At 46.0% G+C, this 19,604-nt stretch carries 10 protein-coding genes; 7 read left to right on the top strand and 3 right to left on the bottom strand.

Annotated features, from left to right (window positions below; genetic code table 11):
• Positions 1–394: 394 nt before the first annotated feature.
• The 6 genes from BMX95_RS31420 (at position 395) to BMX95_RS31395 (ending at position 15,202) form a co-directional block, all read left to right on the top strand.
• The gene (locus tag BMX95_RS31420) at positions 395–3,013 is read left to right on the top strand and encodes a glycoside hydrolase family 2 protein (RefSeq protein WP_081200742.1); all 2,619 of its coding nucleotides are present in this window, start codon (positions 395–397) and stop codon (positions 3,011–3,013) included.
• Positions 3,014–3,232: 219 nt separating this feature from the next.
• A complete protein-coding gene (locus BMX95_RS31415) occupies positions 3,233–5,230 on the top strand; it encodes an SUMF1/EgtB/PvdO family nonheme iron enzyme (RefSeq protein ID WP_081200743.1) in 1,998 nt (665 codons plus the stop codon).
• 454 nt (positions 5,231–5,684) lie between these two features.
• Positions 5,685–8,765, top strand: coding sequence for a SusC/RagA family TonB-linked outer membrane protein (locus tag BMX95_RS31410; protein WP_081200744.1), 3,081 nt, complete (start codon positions 5,685–5,687; stop codon positions 8,763–8,765).
• An 11-nt stretch (positions 8,766–8,776) separates the two neighbouring features.
• Positions 8,777–10,396, top strand: a complete 1,620-nt coding sequence (locus BMX95_RS31405; RefSeq protein ID WP_081200745.1) for a SusD/RagB family nutrient-binding outer membrane lipoprotein — start codon at positions 8,777–8,779, stop codon at positions 10,394–10,396.
• A gap of 122 nt (positions 10,397–10,518) precedes the next feature.
• Complete coding sequence (locus BMX95_RS31400; RefSeq protein ID WP_090519690.1) at positions 10,519–13,818, top strand: VCBS repeat-containing protein; 3,300 nt, start codon at positions 10,519–10,521, stop codon at positions 13,816–13,818.
• Position 13,819: 1 nt separating this feature from the next.
• A complete protein-coding gene (locus tag BMX95_RS31395) occupies positions 13,820–15,202 on the top strand; it encodes a vanadium-dependent haloperoxidase (RefSeq protein WP_081200747.1) in 1,383 nt (460 codons plus the stop codon).
• 60 nt (positions 15,203–15,262) lie between these two features.
• Here BMX95_RS31395 and BMX95_RS31390 read toward each other — a convergent pair whose 3' ends face one another.
• The 3 genes from BMX95_RS31390 to BMX95_RS31380 all read right to left on the bottom strand — a co-directional run bounded on the left by BMX95_RS31390 (position 15,263) and on the right by BMX95_RS31380 (position 18,324).
• On the bottom strand, positions 15,263–15,451 hold the full coding sequence (locus tag BMX95_RS31390) for a hypothetical protein (protein ID WP_081200748.1): 189 nt from the start codon (positions 15,449–15,451) through the stop codon (positions 15,263–15,265).
• Between the two features lie 15 nt (positions 15,452–15,466).
• On the bottom strand, positions 15,467–17,128 hold the full coding sequence (locus BMX95_RS31385) for a sodium:solute symporter family protein (RefSeq protein WP_081200749.1): 1,662 nt from the start codon (positions 17,126–17,128) through the stop codon (positions 15,467–15,469).
• Between the two features lie 188 nt (positions 17,129–17,316).
• Positions 17,317–18,324 (bottom strand): LacI family DNA-binding transcriptional regulator, encoded by a 1,008-nt coding sequence (locus BMX95_RS31380; protein ID WP_081200750.1) that lies wholly within the window; start codon positions 18,322–18,324, stop codon positions 17,317–17,319.
• A gap of 182 nt (positions 18,325–18,506) precedes the next feature.
• Here BMX95_RS31380 and BMX95_RS31375 point away from each other — a divergent pair, with 182 nt between their 5' ends.
• On the top strand, positions 18,507–19,394 hold the full coding sequence (locus BMX95_RS31375; protein ID WP_081200751.1) for an inositol oxygenase family protein: 888 nt from the start codon (positions 18,507–18,509) through the stop codon (positions 19,392–19,394).
• The last annotated feature ends 210 nt before the right edge of the window (positions 19,395–19,604 follow it).

Raw genomic sequence — 19,604 nt, 5'->3', positions numbered from 1 at the left:
CTGCTTCCCCTTGAGACTGATAGTTAAAGTTAAAAAGTTCTTTCAAGTCGTTAGTATCACAGAAAGGTAAACACACAAAGTATAGAGACTGCTTCCCTCTGCCTGCAATTGAGACATATTGCTTTGCAATAGTCTGCAGCTTTATATTAATTACTTTAAGGATTGATAAAAAACTGCAGCGGCCACCGGCCGACTGCTAATAGGAGATTGACCGGCTGTGATAAACTACTTGTAAAAAATTAAAATATGTAGTAAACAATCAAAAATATCAGCCTTCTATGTGGCATTTTTCAGCTGCTGGAATGCAGCGAAACCCTTTACATAGGAGGCAGAAGGCAGAAGGCAGAGGGCAGCCCACTCACTACTCATCACTCACTACTAAAGAAACTGCATTATGAGAAAACTAAGCTGGTTAATATTATTAGGGTGTGTTGTGAACCAATTGGCCCAGAGCCAAACCCGGTATGAATTAAACAATGGTTGGGTATGTTCTCCGATTGGTTCGGTGAAAACAACCGGCGAAAAGATCTCCCTGTCATCGTATTCGATAAAAGGCTGGATGCCGGCCACTGTGCCCGGGACGGTACTTACCACCCTGCTGGATAATAAAAAGGTACCCGATCCTTTTTATGGCATGAACAACGAAAAGATTCCCGACATCTATAAAACCGGTCGCGACCAGTATACCTATTGGTTTGTAAAGGAATTTACCGAAAAAGCGCCACAAGGTAACGACCAGGTATGGTTGCAATTGCGGGGCGTTAACTACAGTTGCGATGTTTTTCTGAATGGAAAACAATTGAACCCTGCCCGTCATTACGGTATGTTCCTGCGGCAATCCTATAACATCACCAAACTGCTGAACAACGGTGGTGCTAACCGGTTGGCAGTTATTGTATATCCCATCGATCCGGTTGGTAACCCCAATGGCGGCCAGGGTGGTGATGGCACCATTGCCCGTAATGTATCGCACCAGTATGTAGCGGGGTGGGACTGGATCCAGCCCATGCGCGATCGCAATACGGGCATCTGGGATAAAGTATACATTGAAAGAACCGGCGGCGTGAATATTAAAAACCCGCATGTGGTTACGCTGGTGCCGGGCGTGCGAAAAGTAGATGGCCCACAGGCACCGGTCCAGATCATTGTGAGTGCAGAATTGGAGAATCCCACTGCTACAAGGAAAGAAGGGGTGCTCCAATATCAAATAGATGGGCAGGTGGTAAAACAAACCGTGAGTATAGAGCCAGGTTCCGTGAAAGAAGTCACCCTGCCTGCGTACCAGCTTAACAATCCGAAGTTGTGGTGGCCCAATGGCTATGGCCCGCAAAATTTGTATACGCTGCGTTTTCAATTCCTGGATGGGGGACAAACTATGACCGATGAAGAATCTGTAACCACGGGTGTACGTGAAATACAGGCCGACTGGAATGCGACCACCCGTAGTAAACAGATCTCGGTAAACGGACAGAAGCTCTTCATCAAAGGTGGCAACTGGATCATTTCCGACGCCATGTTGCGTTTCACCGATCAGCGGTATGATGCCGAAGTGCGTTATCATCGCGATATGAACCTGAACCTTATCCGCGTATGGGGTGGAGCGCTTATTGAACGGCCTGAGTTCTTCAATGCCTGCGACAAATACGGCATGCTCGTCATGCAGGATTTCTGGATGTCGGGCGATTGCAATGGCCGTTGGGTAGATCCCATGAAATCGGAAGACCAATGGACGCGCAGGAAATACCCCGATGACCATACGCTGTTTCTGCAATCGGTGGCCGACCAGGTAAAACTGGTGCGCAATCATCCATCCCTGGCCATATGGTGCGGCGGTAATGAGATCACACCACCCGAAGATATTTTGCGTCCCATGAAGGATTCTATTTTACCGGCATTGGATGGCACCCGCTGGTTTGTCGATTATTCCAATAGCGATGAGATGTCGTTAAATACACTGGGTGGAAATGGCGACGGGCCTTATGGTATTCAAAATCCGGTGACTTTCTGGGAGCACCGCACTTTCCCCTTCAACTCTGAAGTAGGATCAGTAGGTGTGGGTGATTATGAATCACTCAAACGCTTTATGCCGGCAGAAAATAGGCAGGTGCCGCAGTACCCTTCCAACAAAGTAGACCCGGTTTGGGACTATCACAAATACATTGGCTACAACCAGTACATCGATCCCTATGGCGCCGCAAAAGATGTGGCTGACTTTGCCAAAAAAGCACAACTGGTAAATTATGATCAGTACCGGGCCCTGGCTGAAGGCTTCAGTAATCATATGTGGGACTGGTATACCGGGTTCATCATCTGGAAAACCCAGAATCCCTGGACGGCCTTACGCGGTCAGATGTATGATTATTACCTGGACCCCAATGCCTGTTTGTTTGGTTTGCGCAATGGCAGCGAACCGGTGCATGTAATGTGCAATCCTACCGATGGTATGGTAACCATGGTAAACAACAGTTTTGCGGAACAAAGGAATTTGATGCTGGTGGTGCGTTTTTACGATTTGAATGGCAAAGACAGTTTTGTTACCCAGGTATTCACGTACATAGAACCTTCATCGGTAAAACGCATACTATCAGTAAAAGACCTGGCCGGCAAGCTGGCAAAAGACAAAGGCGCGTTTCTTTCTCTGCAATTACTTGATGAAAAAAAGCAGGTAGTAAGTGATAATTGTTATTGGCTGCCTGATGCCAATGGGAATTATTCCGGGTTGCAATCGATGGCGCCGGCAACCCTGAAAGCAAAAGCAACCCAGGCGGGCAAAGGAAAGATAGCCGTTACGCTCACCAATTCGGTAAACAATCCCATAGCCTTTTTTAACCGGGTCACGCTGCTCGATACAAAAACAAAGACGCGGGTGTTACCGGTGTTCTACAGCGACAACTATTTCTCTGTATTGCCAGGCGCCGAAAAGACGATCACGGTTGAATACGAAAATTCTAATCCACTTCTAATCTCTGTTGAAGGATGGAATGTTGCGGCTCAGTTTATTCAAATACAATGAGTGAAGTCGAATGGTAAGCTACTGAGACCGAGCGAAGCAAAAGGCTCAGCGTTGTAAAGCGCTTGCCGCGCTGAGGTGTATTGCTTATAGCTTAAAGCTTACGGCTTATAGCTTGCAACTGTATTCCCGGTTGCAACCTCCTGCCACCTGCAACCGTCTATAAAATTGCAGATATGTACTATATTACAAACCAATCTGCAAATAAACCCCATATACAATATGTTCGTTCGGTGGCTTGTTTTGTTTAGTTTGTTCCTGTTCCATACCTGTTTACAAAGTGTTGCCCAACAAAAAAACGCCCTTGGGATCCAGCTGATCAATATACAATCAGGTACTTTCAATATGGGATCGGAACGCGGAAAAGAAGATGCCGACGAATACCCCGTACATGCGGTGACCATAACCAAAGGGTTCAGGATGTCGGCCACCGAAATCACTAACAAACAATATGAAGCATTTGATCCGGAGCATAAGAAGCTGCGCGGCAAACATGGGTTCTCATTAAAAGACGATGAGGCGGTGGTTTTTGTGAGTTATGAGGAGGCTGTCGCTTTTTGCGCCTGGTTAAGCCGCCGGGAAGGCAAACCTTACCGGTTACCAACGGAAGCCGAATGGGAATATGCCTGCCGCGCCGGTACCAATACCGATTATTTTACCGGCAATGAATTGCCTGCCGAATACCAGAAATTACAACATACCAATCGCACCCCGGTACCTGTTTCCCTGCAGGTTGCGCAAACGGCGCCTAACGGCTGGGGACTGTACGATATGCATGGCAATGTGGAAGAATGGTGCCATGACTGGTATGGCGCTTATGTGGCCGGTGAACAAACAGATCCTGTTGGCGGGCAAACAGGCATGAGCCGCGTTACCAGGGGCGGCAGCCATAACACACCGGTGCGTTACCTGCGTTCGGCTAACCGCCAGGGTATGTTGCCCGATGACAAACACTGGCTCACCGGTTTCAGAATAGTGCAGGGCGCCCTGCCCCGCACAAAGGCATTGCCCGCCATGCCAACCCCTGCTAACAGTGTGCAGGTAAGCCAGCAAAAATATGTTTGGCTAAAAGATACCGCTGCGTTATTCGAAACACCGATCACTTATATAATAAGACCCGATAGCAGCGCCGGTATTCCATTTTATAAACACAATCATTGTCCTGCCATTACCTGGTGCCCCAATGGTGATCTGTTAGCAGCCTGGTTCACTACCAATGCTGAGTCGGGTCGTGAAATGGCGATCCTGGCCAGCCGCTTACGGGCAGGTAAAAAAACATGGGACACCGCCTCCCTGTTTTTCATGGTGCCCGACAGGAATACAACCGGTACTTCTCTTTTATATGATAAAAAGGGAACGCTGTATCATCTCAACGGTTTAGAAGCAGCAGGCGACTGGCAGAACCTGGCTATAGTAATGCGCACCAGCACCAATAACGGCACCACCTGGTCGAAACCACAACTGATAGAACCAGAGCATGGCAAGCGCCACCAGGTAATTGCCGGTGCACAGGTTACGCGGGAAGGATGGCTGGTGCAGTTTTGTGATGCCGATCCCGGTTCACGCGGTGGTACCGCTATGTACATCAGTAAAGACAAAGGCACTCATTGGACAACCCCCTATTCCCTGCCTGTAACTCCCAGGTATAAGGACGGGGCCATGGGTGGACTGATTGCGGGTATCCATGCCAGTGCCGTGCAACTAAAAGACGGCCGCTGGTTCGCATTGGGCCGTAATGATAATATTAAGGTCGATAGTGTAGTGGGCGATAGAATGCCCATGAGTATTTCAACCGATGGCGGCGCCAACTGGCAATATGCCCCTTCTATCTTCCCGCCCATTAGCAGCGGACAGCGCCTGGTACTGCGCCGGCTGAATGAAGGTCCTTTATTGATGATCTCTTTTACCCACTGTCCCGGAAAATCAGCGGTGGAAGGTATGGACTTCACCAAACCCAATGGAGAAATATACAAAGGATATGGCATGTATGCCGCCCTTTCTTATGATGAAGGCAAAACCTGGCCGGTAATAAAACTGTTGAGCGACGGACATATGCGTCAGCTCAATGGCGGTGCCTGGACCGGGATGTTCAGAATGGATAGCACCCATGCAGAACCAAAAGGATACCTGGCCGCCACACAAACCCCGGATAATATAATCCACCTCTTAAGCAGTAACCTCTATTATCGGTTTACATTAGCCTGGCTGCAGCAGCCATAAAACCAGTTTCACTGATTTGCACAAAATTCCCAACCATTAATTACTAACGGTAATGCTATATAGTAGTGCCCATGATGGCGGGGATTGTAATCTTCTTTTTGTAATTTTTTTAAAAGTATGCAACAGATCATCGAAAATAGTTGCCTCATAAATAAGAATTGTTATTTCTTAATTACAAAATAGGGATTCAGGCACACTAGTATTTAGTCACCATGCGTAGCTATCGATATGCATATATGAGAATCATACCCTCAGTATAGCCACTCGTGTCATTCAGTCAAAGAATAAGCAGAACACTCAACACTTCACCGGCCCTTAACTGAACGGGCATTAACAACATTTGGGAGTCACTCAAAATGATCGCAGTCTGAAAAATGACGGCCAGGCCTTGTTATGTCATTTTGTTATCAACCTTCTCCTGGGAGTTATTTAATCATCATAAAACACACTGCTAATGAGACACGTTCGCCTGCTAATTGCATTCATGCTGCTGCATTCAGCGGTACTGGCACAAAACCGGCAAGTTTCCGGTGCTGTCAAAGACAAGACTGGTACCGGTCTTCCCTCCGTTACAGTAAAAGTAAAAGGAAAAAATATTCAAACAGTTACCGATATAAATGGTGCTTTTAGTTTCCAGGTGCCTGCCGGTAATATTCAACTGGTTACTAGTTCTATTGGCTTTGGGGAGAAAACCATTGATGTACCAGCCAGCCAAAGTAATGTTGATATCACTTTGGAAGAAGCGGGACAGCAACTGGGAGAAGTAGTGGTTACAGCCCTCGGTATTTCAAAGCAATCACGAAAGGTGGGTTATTCTGTGTCAACCGTTCCTGGTGACCAGTTAACCCAGGCAAGAGAGAGCAATGTGGCTGCATCATTAAGCGGCCGGGTAGCCGGTTTAAAAGTATCAGGCACTAATGGTGGTCCTGGCGGAACAGTAAAGCTATTATTGCGTGGTTTGCCCAGTATGAATAATCCCGGCTCGCCGTTGTTTGTTATTAACGGTGTGCCAATGGACAATACCCAAAGAGGTGCCACCAGTCAATGGGGCGGTTCCGATAACGGGGATGGTATTGGTAATATTAACCCCGATGATATCGAGACCATGACGGTATTGAAAGGCCAGGCAGCCTCTGCCCTCTATGGTTCAAGAGCTTCGAATGGCGTGATCCTCATTACCACCAAATCTGGCAAGCGCAATGATTTTTCAGTAGACTATAATATGAATGTGATGGTAGATGATGCCATCGACTATACGGATTTTCAGTATGAATACGGGCAGGGGGTTAATGGGCTTAAACCTGCTACGCCGGCTGCTGCCCAGGCCGCGGGCCGGTTAAGCTGGGGCGCCAAACTGGATGGATCGCAGGTTATTCAGTTCGATGGTAAAATGTATCCCTATTCAGCACAAAAAGACAACATCAAAAACTTTTACCGCAGTGGTCCTTCCTGGACCAACACCGTAGCGGTTTCAAGAGGCGGCGATAATGGCTCATTCCGCCTGTCATTATCGAACCTGAATAATTCTTCCATTGTAAGGGGCAGTGGTCTCGAAAGACAGACCGTTAATCTGAATGTTGATCAGAACATTACTGATAAACTCTCTGTAAAAATGGTAGCTAATTATATTCAGGAAAAATCAACCAACCGGCCACAATTGAGTGATGGCCCTAACAATGCGAACAACGGTTTGTTCCTTGCTAACAATATTGATGAGAACATTTTGAAGCCGGGCTATGACCCTGTTACCGGTTATGAAACCCAGTTCAGTGATGACGAGTATGTTACCAATCCCTGGTTTGTAGTAAACCAGTATATCAATAACCTCGATCGTAAACGGTTGATCACGTCAATCGCTCCGCGGTATCAATTTACAAAGTGGTTGTATGCCCAGGCCCGGCTTGGTTATGATCTTATGCATGACCGGGAATATAGAGTAGAAGCCTGGGGAACTGCTTATACCACCAACAGGGCGGGTAGCTTACAGGCCCTGGCATCGACAGAACGTTTTGAATTGAATGCTGATGGATTGATCGGTGCTACCCATAAAATAACCGATGACATCAGTTTTGATGCAGCCATTGGCGCCAACCTGCGTATTAACCAGCAGGAAAAGATACAGATCGGTGGTGGTCCGTTCATCTTGCCTTACCAGTACAGTTGGAATAATGTTCAGAATTTTACCCGCGATTATACTTTTTACAAAACAGAAGTTCACTCGGCGTACTATACAGTCGATTTTGCCTATAAAAACATCTTAACCCTTGGTACAACCGGCCGTTACGATGCGTATTCCACCCTGCCGAAGGACAACAACAACATCTTCGTTCCCTCGGTTTCAGCCAGTTTCGTCTTTTCTGAATTAACCCACATCAAGAGCCTTGATTTTGGTAAACTCAGGGCTTCTTATGCGGTCACCAGTAATGAGTTGTCAAAAGCCTATCAAACCCAGGTGTATTATTCGCTGGGCAATAATTACAATAATGTACCAATTGGTCAGTTCAATACTTCATTGCCGAGTGGTTTGTTGAAACCCTTCACCGTCGACGAATTTGAAGTGGGTACTGAATTGAGGATGTTAGGTAACCGCCTGAATGTAGATGTTGCCTGGTTTACCAAGAAGACAAAGAACGAGATCATGGGCGCTACCTATAGCATTGCAACCGGCTATACCAGTGGTTACATTGCCAATGGCCAAACCCAGAATAAAGGACTGGAATTACAGATCAGCGCCACACCAATTAAAAACAAAGACTTTAGCTGGACGGCCACCTTCAACTTCACTTCTGTTCACAACAAAGTACTTAAAACCGATCCGGCCGGTAACCCGGTAAACCTGGGACAGGCACGCGGCACTTTAGGCAATGCGGTAACAGCTTATGTAAAAGGATATTCGGGCCCTCAGATCCTGGCATATGATTACAAACGCGATTCAAAAGGAGAAATCGTTGTAGACGCATCTGGTTACCCATTGCGGCGTGATACGCTGTTGGCTTATGGCAGTGTTTTGCCAACTCAGTATGGTGGGTTGAATAATGAACTTACTTATAAAGGAATTACGCTTGCCTTCCTCATCGATTACAACTACGGTAATGTAATACTTAGCGCTACCAATTATGCCGCTATTTACCGTGGTTTGCACGAGATGACCCTTGAAGGACGCAGTGATGGTATTACCAAAGGGGTTACTGAAGCTGGCGGTGCCAATACCGTAAAAGCAGATGCCCAGGGTTATTGGCAGGCAGTGGCCCAACGGATAACTTCTACCAGCATAGTGGATGGCGATTTCATCAAACTGCGCCAGGTAACACTGGGGTATACTATACCATCGGATATAGTCGCCAAATCGGTGATCTTCAGATCGGCAACCATTTCATTGGTGGGCCGCAACCTGTGGACCATTATGAGACACAGCGACAATATAGATCCGGAATCGCAATTCGGCAACACCATAAACTTCATTGGTATTGAAGGTACCAGTTTGCCATCTACCCGTACGTATGGTGTTAACCTGAATTTGAAATTTAAAAAGTAAAAATTAGTCAGATGAAAAAAGCACTTCTATATATAAGTTTGGGGGTAGTGATGCTGGTAACGGCTTGTACCAAAGATTTTGAAGATATAAACACTGACCCTACCCAAACCCCACCCACCAATTTCAATTCCGATTATTTTTTATCGGGCAGTCAATACAATTATATAAATGGAATAACCGGATATAATGGCTCTATCCTGTTTCAGAGCGGTTGGGCACAGATCTTCGCTTCCACCACATCAGGTGCTGCCGTTTATTACAGCAATATGGATAAATATGTGACATCAAGTAATACCAACGATTATTCAGGCCGTGGATTTGATCTGGGTTATAAAGGAGCCCGGCTGGCACAGGAGATCATAAAGAATTATGGCGCTCTTCCCGACAAGGTAAACGTGGTGAGTGCTGCTACGGTAATGAAAGTATTGTGCATGCAATACATCACGGACCTGTATGGCGATGTTCCTTATTCACAGGCTTTACAGGCTGCTAACAATGTAACAACACCTGTATATGATAAACAACAGGATATATATAATTCCATGCTGAGTGACCTCGACGGGGCACTGACAGCATTCGATGCAACAAAAGCGAAACCGGCGGCTGACCTGTTCCCCTATGCAGGTGATGTGGCAAAATGGAAAAAGTTTGGTTATTCATTGATGCTAAGGGTAGCCATGCGAATGACAAAAGCAGATATTGCCACTGCACAAAAGTATGCGGAGAAGGCCGCGGCTGGTGGAACCTTGTCAGCTGTTGGGGAAGATGCCTGGATAAAAGGTGATAATACCAATGGCTATCGCAGCGAGAACTCCCGGGCCCTGATCACCCCGGCCGATTTTTATTCGGTTCGCTGGAGCAAAACCCTCATGGACTATTTAAAATCAACCAATGATCCGCGGGTAACAAAAATTGCAGAAATACCAGATACCGGGTTAAAAGCCAACAGCGACCCATTGGTAATAACAGGAGATAATACCTATTCCAAACAAATGGGCCAGCCTAATGGCTACGACCTCAATGGGGGTGCAACTGATATCAAGAATTCGACTGGTTACCCGGGTGGAACTGGTAGTGGCGACAACTTCACGCCTATTGGAAAATACAGCCGGCCACGTGCGGCCATTTATACTAATTTGAATAGCCCACAATTTATATTAACGTATGCGGAATCGGAACTGCTGTTGGCCGAAGCAAAAGCAAGAGGCTGGAATGTGGGGGCTACTACCGCAGCAGTACATTACGCAAATGGCGTTTCTGCCGCTTTACAGTCATTGGCTCCTTTTGGTGCCGATGCGGTTATTAACGCTGCCGATGCCGCTGCCTATGCTGCAGCCAATCCGTTGAATGTAACTTCCCAAACAGCTTCCCTGAAGATGATCAATGAACAGTACTGGGCAACCACCGGTATTCTTATGAATTTCGTAGAAGCCTGGAACAACTGGAAAAGGTCAGGCTATCCTGTGCTGACACCCGTTATGTATGTAGGTAATTTTTCAAAAGGCCAGATTCCCAGAAGGCAACTGTACCCCACAACAGAATCGACCGCCAACCCGGCCAATTATAGAATTGGCGTAAGTAATTTAAATGGCGGGGACGATTGGTTGTCACGCACCTGGTGGGACAAGTGAGGCAGGTTGATTAATGTTTATAAGTCAGCATGTTTATACTAAAGGGTACGAAGTAGGAAGCAAGAAGTTGGTGAGTCAGGCCCTTCTTACTTCCTACTTCGTACTTCATATTCTTTATGCTTATGAAACGATTGGTCATTCATATCACATTAATGCAATTTGCCCTGATAAGCGCCGAGGCTCAGACTCCATTGTTCGAACTACTAAACCCCAGACAAACCAACCTCAAATTCGAGAACCACATCAACGAAAGCGAGCACCAGAATGTGCTGGCCTACGAATATTTTTATAATGGTGGCGGCGTGGCCGTAGGGGATATCAATAATGATGGGCTTGAAGATATTTTCCTGGTATCGAACATGGGGGAGAACAAACTTTTTCAGAATACCGGTAATCTGCAGTTTAAAGATATTACCAAAGAAGCAGGAAGGGACTTAGCGGGAAGACCCGGTGGCTGGAAAACCGGTGTTACCATGGCCGATGTAAACGGCGATGGCTGGCTGGATATTTATGTTTGTTATTCCGGGAAGGTTTCTGATGACATGCGCCGGAACCAGCTCTTCATTAACCAGGGCAATGGCACCTTTAAGGAAGAAGCGGCCGCCTACGGCGTAGATGATAAAAGCTACGGTACCCAGGCTGCATTTTTTGATTATGACAACGATGGTGATCTCGATCTGTTCCTGTTGAACCACAGCGTAAAAAAGATCGATAATATGGAGCTGGCCCGGTATCGCGATGACGTGGATGAACTGGCTGGCGACAAACTCTACGAAAACCAGAACAACCATTTTGTAGATGTTTCGAAAAAGGCAGGTATCAGACAAAACCCCCTGACGTTTGGATTGGGAATAGCCATTGCCGATATCAATAAAGACGGCTGGCAGGATGTATATGTCACCAACGATTACAACGAGCCCGATTATATGTACATCAACAATGGCAACGGCACATTTACCAATATGGCAGATAAAAGCCTGCGCTACCTGTCGCAATTTTCCATGGGGGTTGATATCGCCGATTTTAACAACGATGCGCTGCCTGATATCATTACGCTCGATATGTTGCCCGAAGACAACCGGCGGCAGAAATTATTACAGTTGCAGGAAAACTATGAATCTTTTTCATTGATGGTAAACCAGGGTTTAAACCCGCAGTATATGCGCAATATGCTGCAACTAAACAATGGCCGGGGAAAGTCTGGTGAGCAAACATTTTCAGAGATCGGTCAACTGGCTGGCGTCTCCAACACGGACTGGAGCTGGTGCCCCCTGCTGGCCGATTATGACAACGATGGCTACAAAGACCTGTTCATCACCAACGGTTATTTCCGCGACTATACCAACAAAGACTTTTTGCGATATTGGGGCGATTACAAGGTGAAGAAAGCGGTGGACCGTGAACCGGTGTTGCTGATGGACCTCATTCGTGCAATGCCCTCCACTTCTGTTATAAATTATATATTCCGGAATAACCACAATTGTACGTTCTCTAACCAGCAGCAGGCATGGGGAATGGATAAGCCGTCCGTATCATCGGGTGCGGTATATGCAGACCTGGATAACGATGGTGACCTTGATCTGGTGATCAATAACATAAATGAAAATGCGTTTGTGTACAGGAACACCGCGCGGGAGCGCCTGAAGAACGGTTATCTTTCCCTTATTCTCCATTACAAAAAGCCAAACTTGTTTGCCATTGGCGCCAAAGTATATGTATATGATCGCCATGGCGTACAATACCAGGAATTGAATCCTGTTCGCGGATATTTGTCATGCGTTACTACCCGTTTGCATTTTGGAACCGACAGTACCAACAGGATCGATTCTATAAAGATCGTTTGGCCCGACCGTACGGTGCAATGGCTGACAAATGTAACCGCCAACCAACAACTCACCATCAACTACGATCAGCCAAAACCAGACATCGATGATGATCCGGTGTATGCCGGTAAGACCATCTTTACACCTACTGATAAATTATTTACCTATACCCATACCGATGCCAGCGAAAATGATTTTAAACGCCAGTTGCTGATGTTGTTCATGTATTCAAAATGTGGTCCGGTAATAGCAAAAGGCGATGTCAATAAAGACGGGCTCGAAGACCTGTTTATAAGCGGTGATAAAAGCAAACCGGGCCGCATTTATGTGCAGAATGCAAAAGGATCGTTTTATGAAATGCCTGATTGTAACATCGGGGATGAGAACACCTCCTCCATTGCGGCAGCGGCTTTTGTTGATGTAGATGGTGATGGCGACCAGGACCTGTACATAGCCAAAGGCGGATATGGGTTGTATGAACCGGCCAGCGGGGCCTTGCAGGATGAATTGTATATAAACGATGGCCACGGAAAGTTTACATCAGCCCTGGGTGGAATGCCCGGCGTTGCCGCTAACAGTAAATCGTGTGTGCGGCCTTGCGACTTCGACGGTGATGGAGATATGGATTTATTTGTAGGGGGCAGGGTTATACCCGGCCGCTATCCCCTGGCGCCAACTTCTTTTTTATTGGTAAACGGTGGCAAGGGGCAGTTTACAGCAGCCAATGTGCCCTTTTCGAATGTTGGGATGGTTACCGATGCACAATGGGTAGACCTTGATAAAGATGGACGCAAAGACCTGGTGATGTGCGGCGAGTTTATGCCACTGACCGTTTTTATGAACACCGCCTCAGGGTTTGTAGATAAAACCGGTACCTATTTCGATAAAACAGCCAATGGCTTTTGGTTTACCTTACAGATCACTGATTTGGACCAGGACGGGTACGACGACATCATTGCCGGTAACCTGGGGTTGAATTCCTGTTTACATGTATCGGAAAAAGAACCCGGCGTATTGTATTATGCCGATTTCGATAACAATGGTTCCATTGATCCCTTCTTTACTTATTACATTCAGGGCGAAAGTTTTCCGTTTGTAAGCCGCGATGAACTGAACGAACAGATCTACCCCATGCGAAAAAGATTCACTACCTACACGGCTTATTCTACGGCTACCATTAACGATATTTTTACGAAAGAAGAACTGGACAAAGCCAGCCGCTTGCAGGTCACAGAAACCCGCAGCATGGCATTCCTGAATAAAAATGGAAAATTCGTGCCGGTTGCATTGCCTATGCAGGCCCAGTTTTCGGTAGTGACCAACATCATTGCCGATGATTTTAATGGCGATGGGAAAAAAGATCTGTTATTGCTGGGCAATCATTCCGATAACCGGTTAAAGATCGGCTGTATCGATGCCGGTTATGGTTGTTTGCTCACCGGCGATGGCAGCGGGAATTTCACCTACATCAATCAGCCTCAATCGGGTCTAAATATAAAAGGCGATGTAAAGGCTGCCGTGGAATTAAAAACAAATAAGACAAAATTTATAATAGCAGGCGTGTGTAACAGCGCCCTGCAATTTTATAAAGTACAGTAACATGCCATTTAGAAACCTTCATAAAATACTCCCCTGCATCCTTTCATTGTTTATGAGTGTGCTTTGTCAACAGGCAGTAGCGCAAACCATGGCTGTTAAAACCAGTCGTGTGCAAAGGGAAGGGGCGGCCTTTAACCGTTATTTGCAACCGGCGGTGTTTTCATTGTCAAAAGTAATGATGCACGATGTGGTGAACCCGCCGGCGGCAGCGCGGTATTATGCCTATTGTATGCTGGGTGCTTATGAGATCATGTCTCAATCCGATCCTTCGGTAATACCCCTGAGCAATTTTCTGAAAGAATACAAACGGCCAACCATCACTACGCAGCAAAAACAGTACGATCAGCATATTGCCGCCATTTATTGTATTATGGAAACAGGCAGGTTGTTATTGCCATCAGGTTATCAGTTGCAGGATGAAGAAGACCGGTTTATTGCCGAACAACAAAAGGCAAAACTGTCCCGGCCCATTATTGACAGTTCGGTTGCAGTGGCCAATTACCTGGCTGCCCGCATAGTAGAATATTCAAAAGCTGACCGGTATGGAAAGTTAAGTGCGCAATTACGATATACGCCGGTAAAAGGCGATGCGTATTGGTACCCAACGCCACCTGCTTATATGGAAGCAGTAGAACCCAACTGGAAAAGCATTCGCCCGCTGGTGATCGATTCCTGTAACCAGTTTACGCCCTTGCCACCGGTTACCTTTAGTAAAGACAGCACCAGCGATTTTTATCGCCTGGCAAAGGAAGTGTATGCTGTATCTATAAAGCCAACACCCGAACAATTGAACATGGCATCTTTCTGGGATTGTAATCCTTTTGTAGTGGCTACCTCGGGGCATATGTCAATCGGGTTTAAAAAGATCAGTCCGGGTGGCCACTGGATGAACATAGCGGCCATTGCTGCGCAAAAAGCGAATTTGAATTTTACCGAGACCATTACAGTGCAAATGCTAACGGGCATCACCATCATGGATGCCTTTATCAGTTGCTGGGATGAAAAATACCGGTCGAACCGCATCAGGCCGGAGACGTATATCAATCGTTACATCGACATAAAATGGCAACCCTTGTTGCAAACACCGCCATTCCCCGAATATACCAGCGGGCACAGTGTGGTGTCGACCGCTGCGGCAGAAGTGCTCACGTATTTGTTGGGCAATCAATTGTCATTTACCGACAACTCAGAAGAATTGTTTGAAATTCCTGCCCGTTCATTTGCGTCCTTCCGGCATGCTGCTGCGGAAGCTGCCATCTCCCGGTTGTATGGCGGCATCCATTACCGTGATGCCATCGAGAATGGAGAACAACAGGGTAAGCAACTGGCCGCGTTTATCGTTAGCAGATTAAAATCGGCTGGTGTTAAGCCTTTAAAGCCTTAACAGGTCTTTATTGCTTCGCCCGCCGAATCCGCTAGCCGGCGGAGTAGGAGGGCCCATTGCCTATTGCCCATTGCCTTTTCCTCTTATCAGCATCATCGCCAATCCAAAAACAAGAAAGCATGTTCCTGTGTAAATATTCAGGTTACTATCCCCGTGATTGCCTAACAGTACATTCAGTAACAGGATCACCGATACAACGGAAAAGAACAGGCCTATGACAAATTGCAGATCGTTTAATTTTTTTAACATGGCAGCAATGTTTAGTTAGAAGAAAATAAAATTCAGCAGAATAGTGATGGCCAACAGCAGCAAACCCAATGGCACCACCCGCAAATACCACTTTTGCTGGTGGTATTTGGGTTTTTCTGTGAGTGAGTACACCAATCCTTTTAATTGTTCATCTGGTTTGGGTTTGGTTACCAGGCTTACGAAGATCGTTGTAAAGAAATTGAAGATCCAGGAAATGGCGGCAACAATAAACGCCTGGCCCATGCCGCTTTTGATGGTATATAAGGGGGCAATCCAGCCGCCTTTACCTTCCGCAACCGTAACACCATGTGTAATGGCAGCAGCAGCGGTTCCGGCTACCAATCCCCAGAACGCGCCATGGCCGGTTGCGCGTTTCCAGAACATACCAAGCAGAAACGTGGCAAACAGGGGGCCATTCACAAAACCAAACACCAGTTGCAGAAAATCGTTGATATTATTAAAGCTTTTGGCAATGTAGGCCGTAACAATGGAAATAAGAATGCCTACCACTGTAACACCTTTACCAACCAACAGATAATGCCGGTCGCTTTTGTTCTTTACAAAATAGGATTGATAAATATCGAAGGTAAAAACCGAGTTAAACGCAGTTACATTACCAGCCATACCGCTCATAAAGGACGCGATCAGCGCCGTGATGCCCACACCCAGAATGCCGGTGGGGTAGTAGTGCGCAATCAATGAAGGGAGGGTCATGGTATAATCGAGTTCGCCATTGGCAGCGGTGGGAATATGGTATCCCTTTGACAACAACGCCGGTTGCATTAAAGTAATGGCAATGATGCCGGGTAATACTACTATCAGGGGCATCATCATTTTGGGAATGGCGGCAATAATGGGTGTGCGTTGTGCATCGCCCATGTTCTTTGCGATCATAGCCCGTTGCACCACCAGGAAATCGGTACACCAGTACCCAAACGACATTACAAAACCCAGCCCAAAGATCAGTGACATAAAATGCAGTCCCATCGGATTATCGTTGGCGTTACCCATGTATTTCCAGGCATGTGTCATTTCAGGTTGCAGCAGGGCTTTTATATTGTCCCAGCCGCCTGCGTCCTGCAGCGCGATGATAACCAGTGGCGACAAACCCAGTACTATGAGGAAGAACTGTAATACTTCATTATATACTGCGCTGGTCAGTCCACCCAGGAAGGTATACACCATTACAATGCCGGCCGATACCCAAATAGAAATATCGAAATCCCAATGCAGAATGGTTTCCATTAACTTGGCCAGAGCATATAAAGAAATACCCGACGAAAAAACCGTCATAACTGCAAAGGAGATGGCATTCAGGCCCCGTGTTTTTTCATCGAAGCGAAGGGAAAGGTATTCAGGTACACTGCGGGCACGGCTTCCATAATAAAAAGGCATCATAAAAACACCCAGGAAAACCATGGCGAAGATGGCGCCTACCCAATAGAAGTGTACGGTCATAATACCGTATTTGGCACCGGAGGCAACCATACCGATCACTTCCTGTGCACCCAGGTTAGCGGAGATAAAAGCAAGACTGGTGATCCAAAGTGGGATGCTGCGGCTGCTGGTAAGGAAATCGTTACTGGATTTTATTTTCTTTTTAATAAGAAATCCAACCCCAATAACAAAGATGAAATAGACCAATATGATCAGGTAATCGGCAAAATGTAGGCTCATGCGCAATCGTTAACTGTGTGATAGTTTCTCCACACAATATATTTCTTTCATTTCATTATTATGATCACAATCATATTTTAGTGAAAATATTTACGAATACGATTTCGGGGCAGAGGGCAGAAGGCAGAAGGCAAAGAACAAATCCGCGAAATCTTTTTTCGGTTTTCTCTCTGCCTTCTGCCCTTTGCCTACATGGTAGATTGCCGTTCAATTAAAACAGAAGGAATGATAACCCGCTCCCGCGTCAAATCGAACGAACTCTTCTCAATACCTTTAAAAAGCAATGTGGCAGCGGCTTTACCGATCTCGAAGGCGGGCTGGGTAATGGTGGTAAGCGGCGGATTCAAAATAGGGGCTGTATCCAGTGTGGAAAAGGCAATCACCTTAAGATCGTTGGGAATGCGGATGTTCAATTCATAAGAAGCGAGGTAAACCGGGGTAACGATTTTCTCTACCGAAGCGATCAGTCCGTCCGGGCGCTGGTTACCCTGTAGTATTGTTTTTACTTGTTTATACAAGCCATCATTATCAGTACAATAAATGATCTGCTGATCCTGTTCAGGAATACCTGCTGTGCGCAAGGCAGTTTTAAACCCTTTTTCGCGGTTCAAACAAATGGGCAGGCTTTGCGAAATAGAAAAGAAAGCCGGTTTACGGCAGCCCTTCTGCAATAAATGTTTGGCAGCCAGAAAACCGCAGTCAAAATCGTTGGTAGTTACCCGGGCTGTTTCAATGCCTTCCTGCTCCCGGTCGAAAAATACAACAGGAATATTATTCGCCTGCAGTTTATTTATATGGTCAGCCGTATTTGTTTCGCTGGAAATGGAGATCAGTACGCCATCAACGCGACCGCTTTGACAATCTTCGAGAATGGTTTTCTCATTAGCGAATTTTTCGTGGGATAAATATATAAGTACGTGATAACCTTTTGATTCAGCAACCGATTGAATACCGTTGATGGCCAGGGAGAAAAAATTATCGGCCACTTCGGGCAGCACTACTGCAATGGTTTTACTTTTCTTCTTGCGTAAACTGCTGGCGTATGGGTTTGGTACGTAGTTTAAGCGGGTGGCCAGCTCCAGTACTTTCTTTTTGGTTTCATCACTGATCTCATAACTATCACGCAAAGCCTTTGAAATGGTGGATACCGATAATTGCAACTGATCGGCCAGTACCTTTATGTTTACTCTGCTCATGGACGGGAAGTTAGGCGCCTTAATTGTTTGTATTACAGATTGTTTTACATCGCAAATTGCTACATTTTCTCGCAACCGTTTTCGTAAATAAAGTTAAATGATGGCTAACAATCTTTAGCAAAAAAGTTGAACTTAGTTGCGGAAACTAACACAAGTCATAAAATATTTCAAAAACGATTGCTATGGCGACTCCTGATAAATTCTCCGAAAAAGAAATCAATCCCCTTGGAAGTCTGGATGAATGGGAAGATGATGTATTGCAACGTTATCCCGATCCTGATGCTATTGCTAAAGAAAAAACAAAAGAAGAATATCGCAATTACGACGATCCCGCCCGGGATACTGTGCGAGAATTTTACCGTTTGAACCACACCCATCAGACATTTTCATTTGTAGAACAGAAAAGAAAGGATTTTTTACAGTTCAACCGTAAGGAAATGAGCGTTTGGGACGCTTTTGATTTCCTGAACCAACTGGTCGATGATTCTGACCCTGATACCGATCTGGATCAGTTTCAACACCTGTTACAGGCATCGGAAGCCATTCGTGCCGACGGCCATCCCGACTGGATGGTGCTGACCGGTTTAATGCACGACATGGGCAAGGTGCTTTGCCTGTTTGGCGAACCCCAATGGGCCGTAGTAGGCGATACCTTCCCCGTTGGTTGCGCTTATTCCGACAAAGTTGTGTATCCTGAATTTTTTAAGAACAATGCCGATTACACGGACCCTGTTTTCAGCACTAAACTGGGAGTATATACGCAAAATTGCGGCTTACGCAATGTAAACATGTCATGGGGGCATGATGAGTATGTATACCAGATGGTAAAAGATTATTTACCCGAGTCAGGTTTGTATATGTTACGCTACCACTCCTTTTATGCCTGGCACCGGGAAGGCGCTTATGATCATCTGTTAGATGAACATGACCGTGAAATGCTGAAGTGGGTTAAGTTATTCAATCCATATGATCTGTATTCAAAAAATCCTACACCGCCAGACTGGAAGCAACTACGACCATATTATGAAGATCTGGTAGCTAAATACCTGCCATCTACTATTAAGTTTTAACATTACTCCACCCGAAACTTTATCCATTCCTTGTTTTATCAGCAATGATCAAATGAGCCGGCCCTCCATGTAGCTTATTGATCGGCGTATGTGTGCATCGTATGTAAACACAATACTCAGGTATGTTGTGTTTTTTTTATGGATTTACAGTTAAATGTACCATCTACATTTAAAACAGAATTAAAAACTGAATGGACGATTATTCACTTT

This window comes from Niastella yeongjuensis, from assembly GCF_900110245.1.
GTDB classification, from domain to species: Bacteria; Bacteroidota; Bacteroidia; order Chitinophagales; family Chitinophagaceae; genus Niastella; species Niastella yeongjuensis.
The sequence above is the reverse complement of the archived record's forward strand: the minus strand, read 5'-3'. Positions and strand labels throughout refer to the sequence as shown.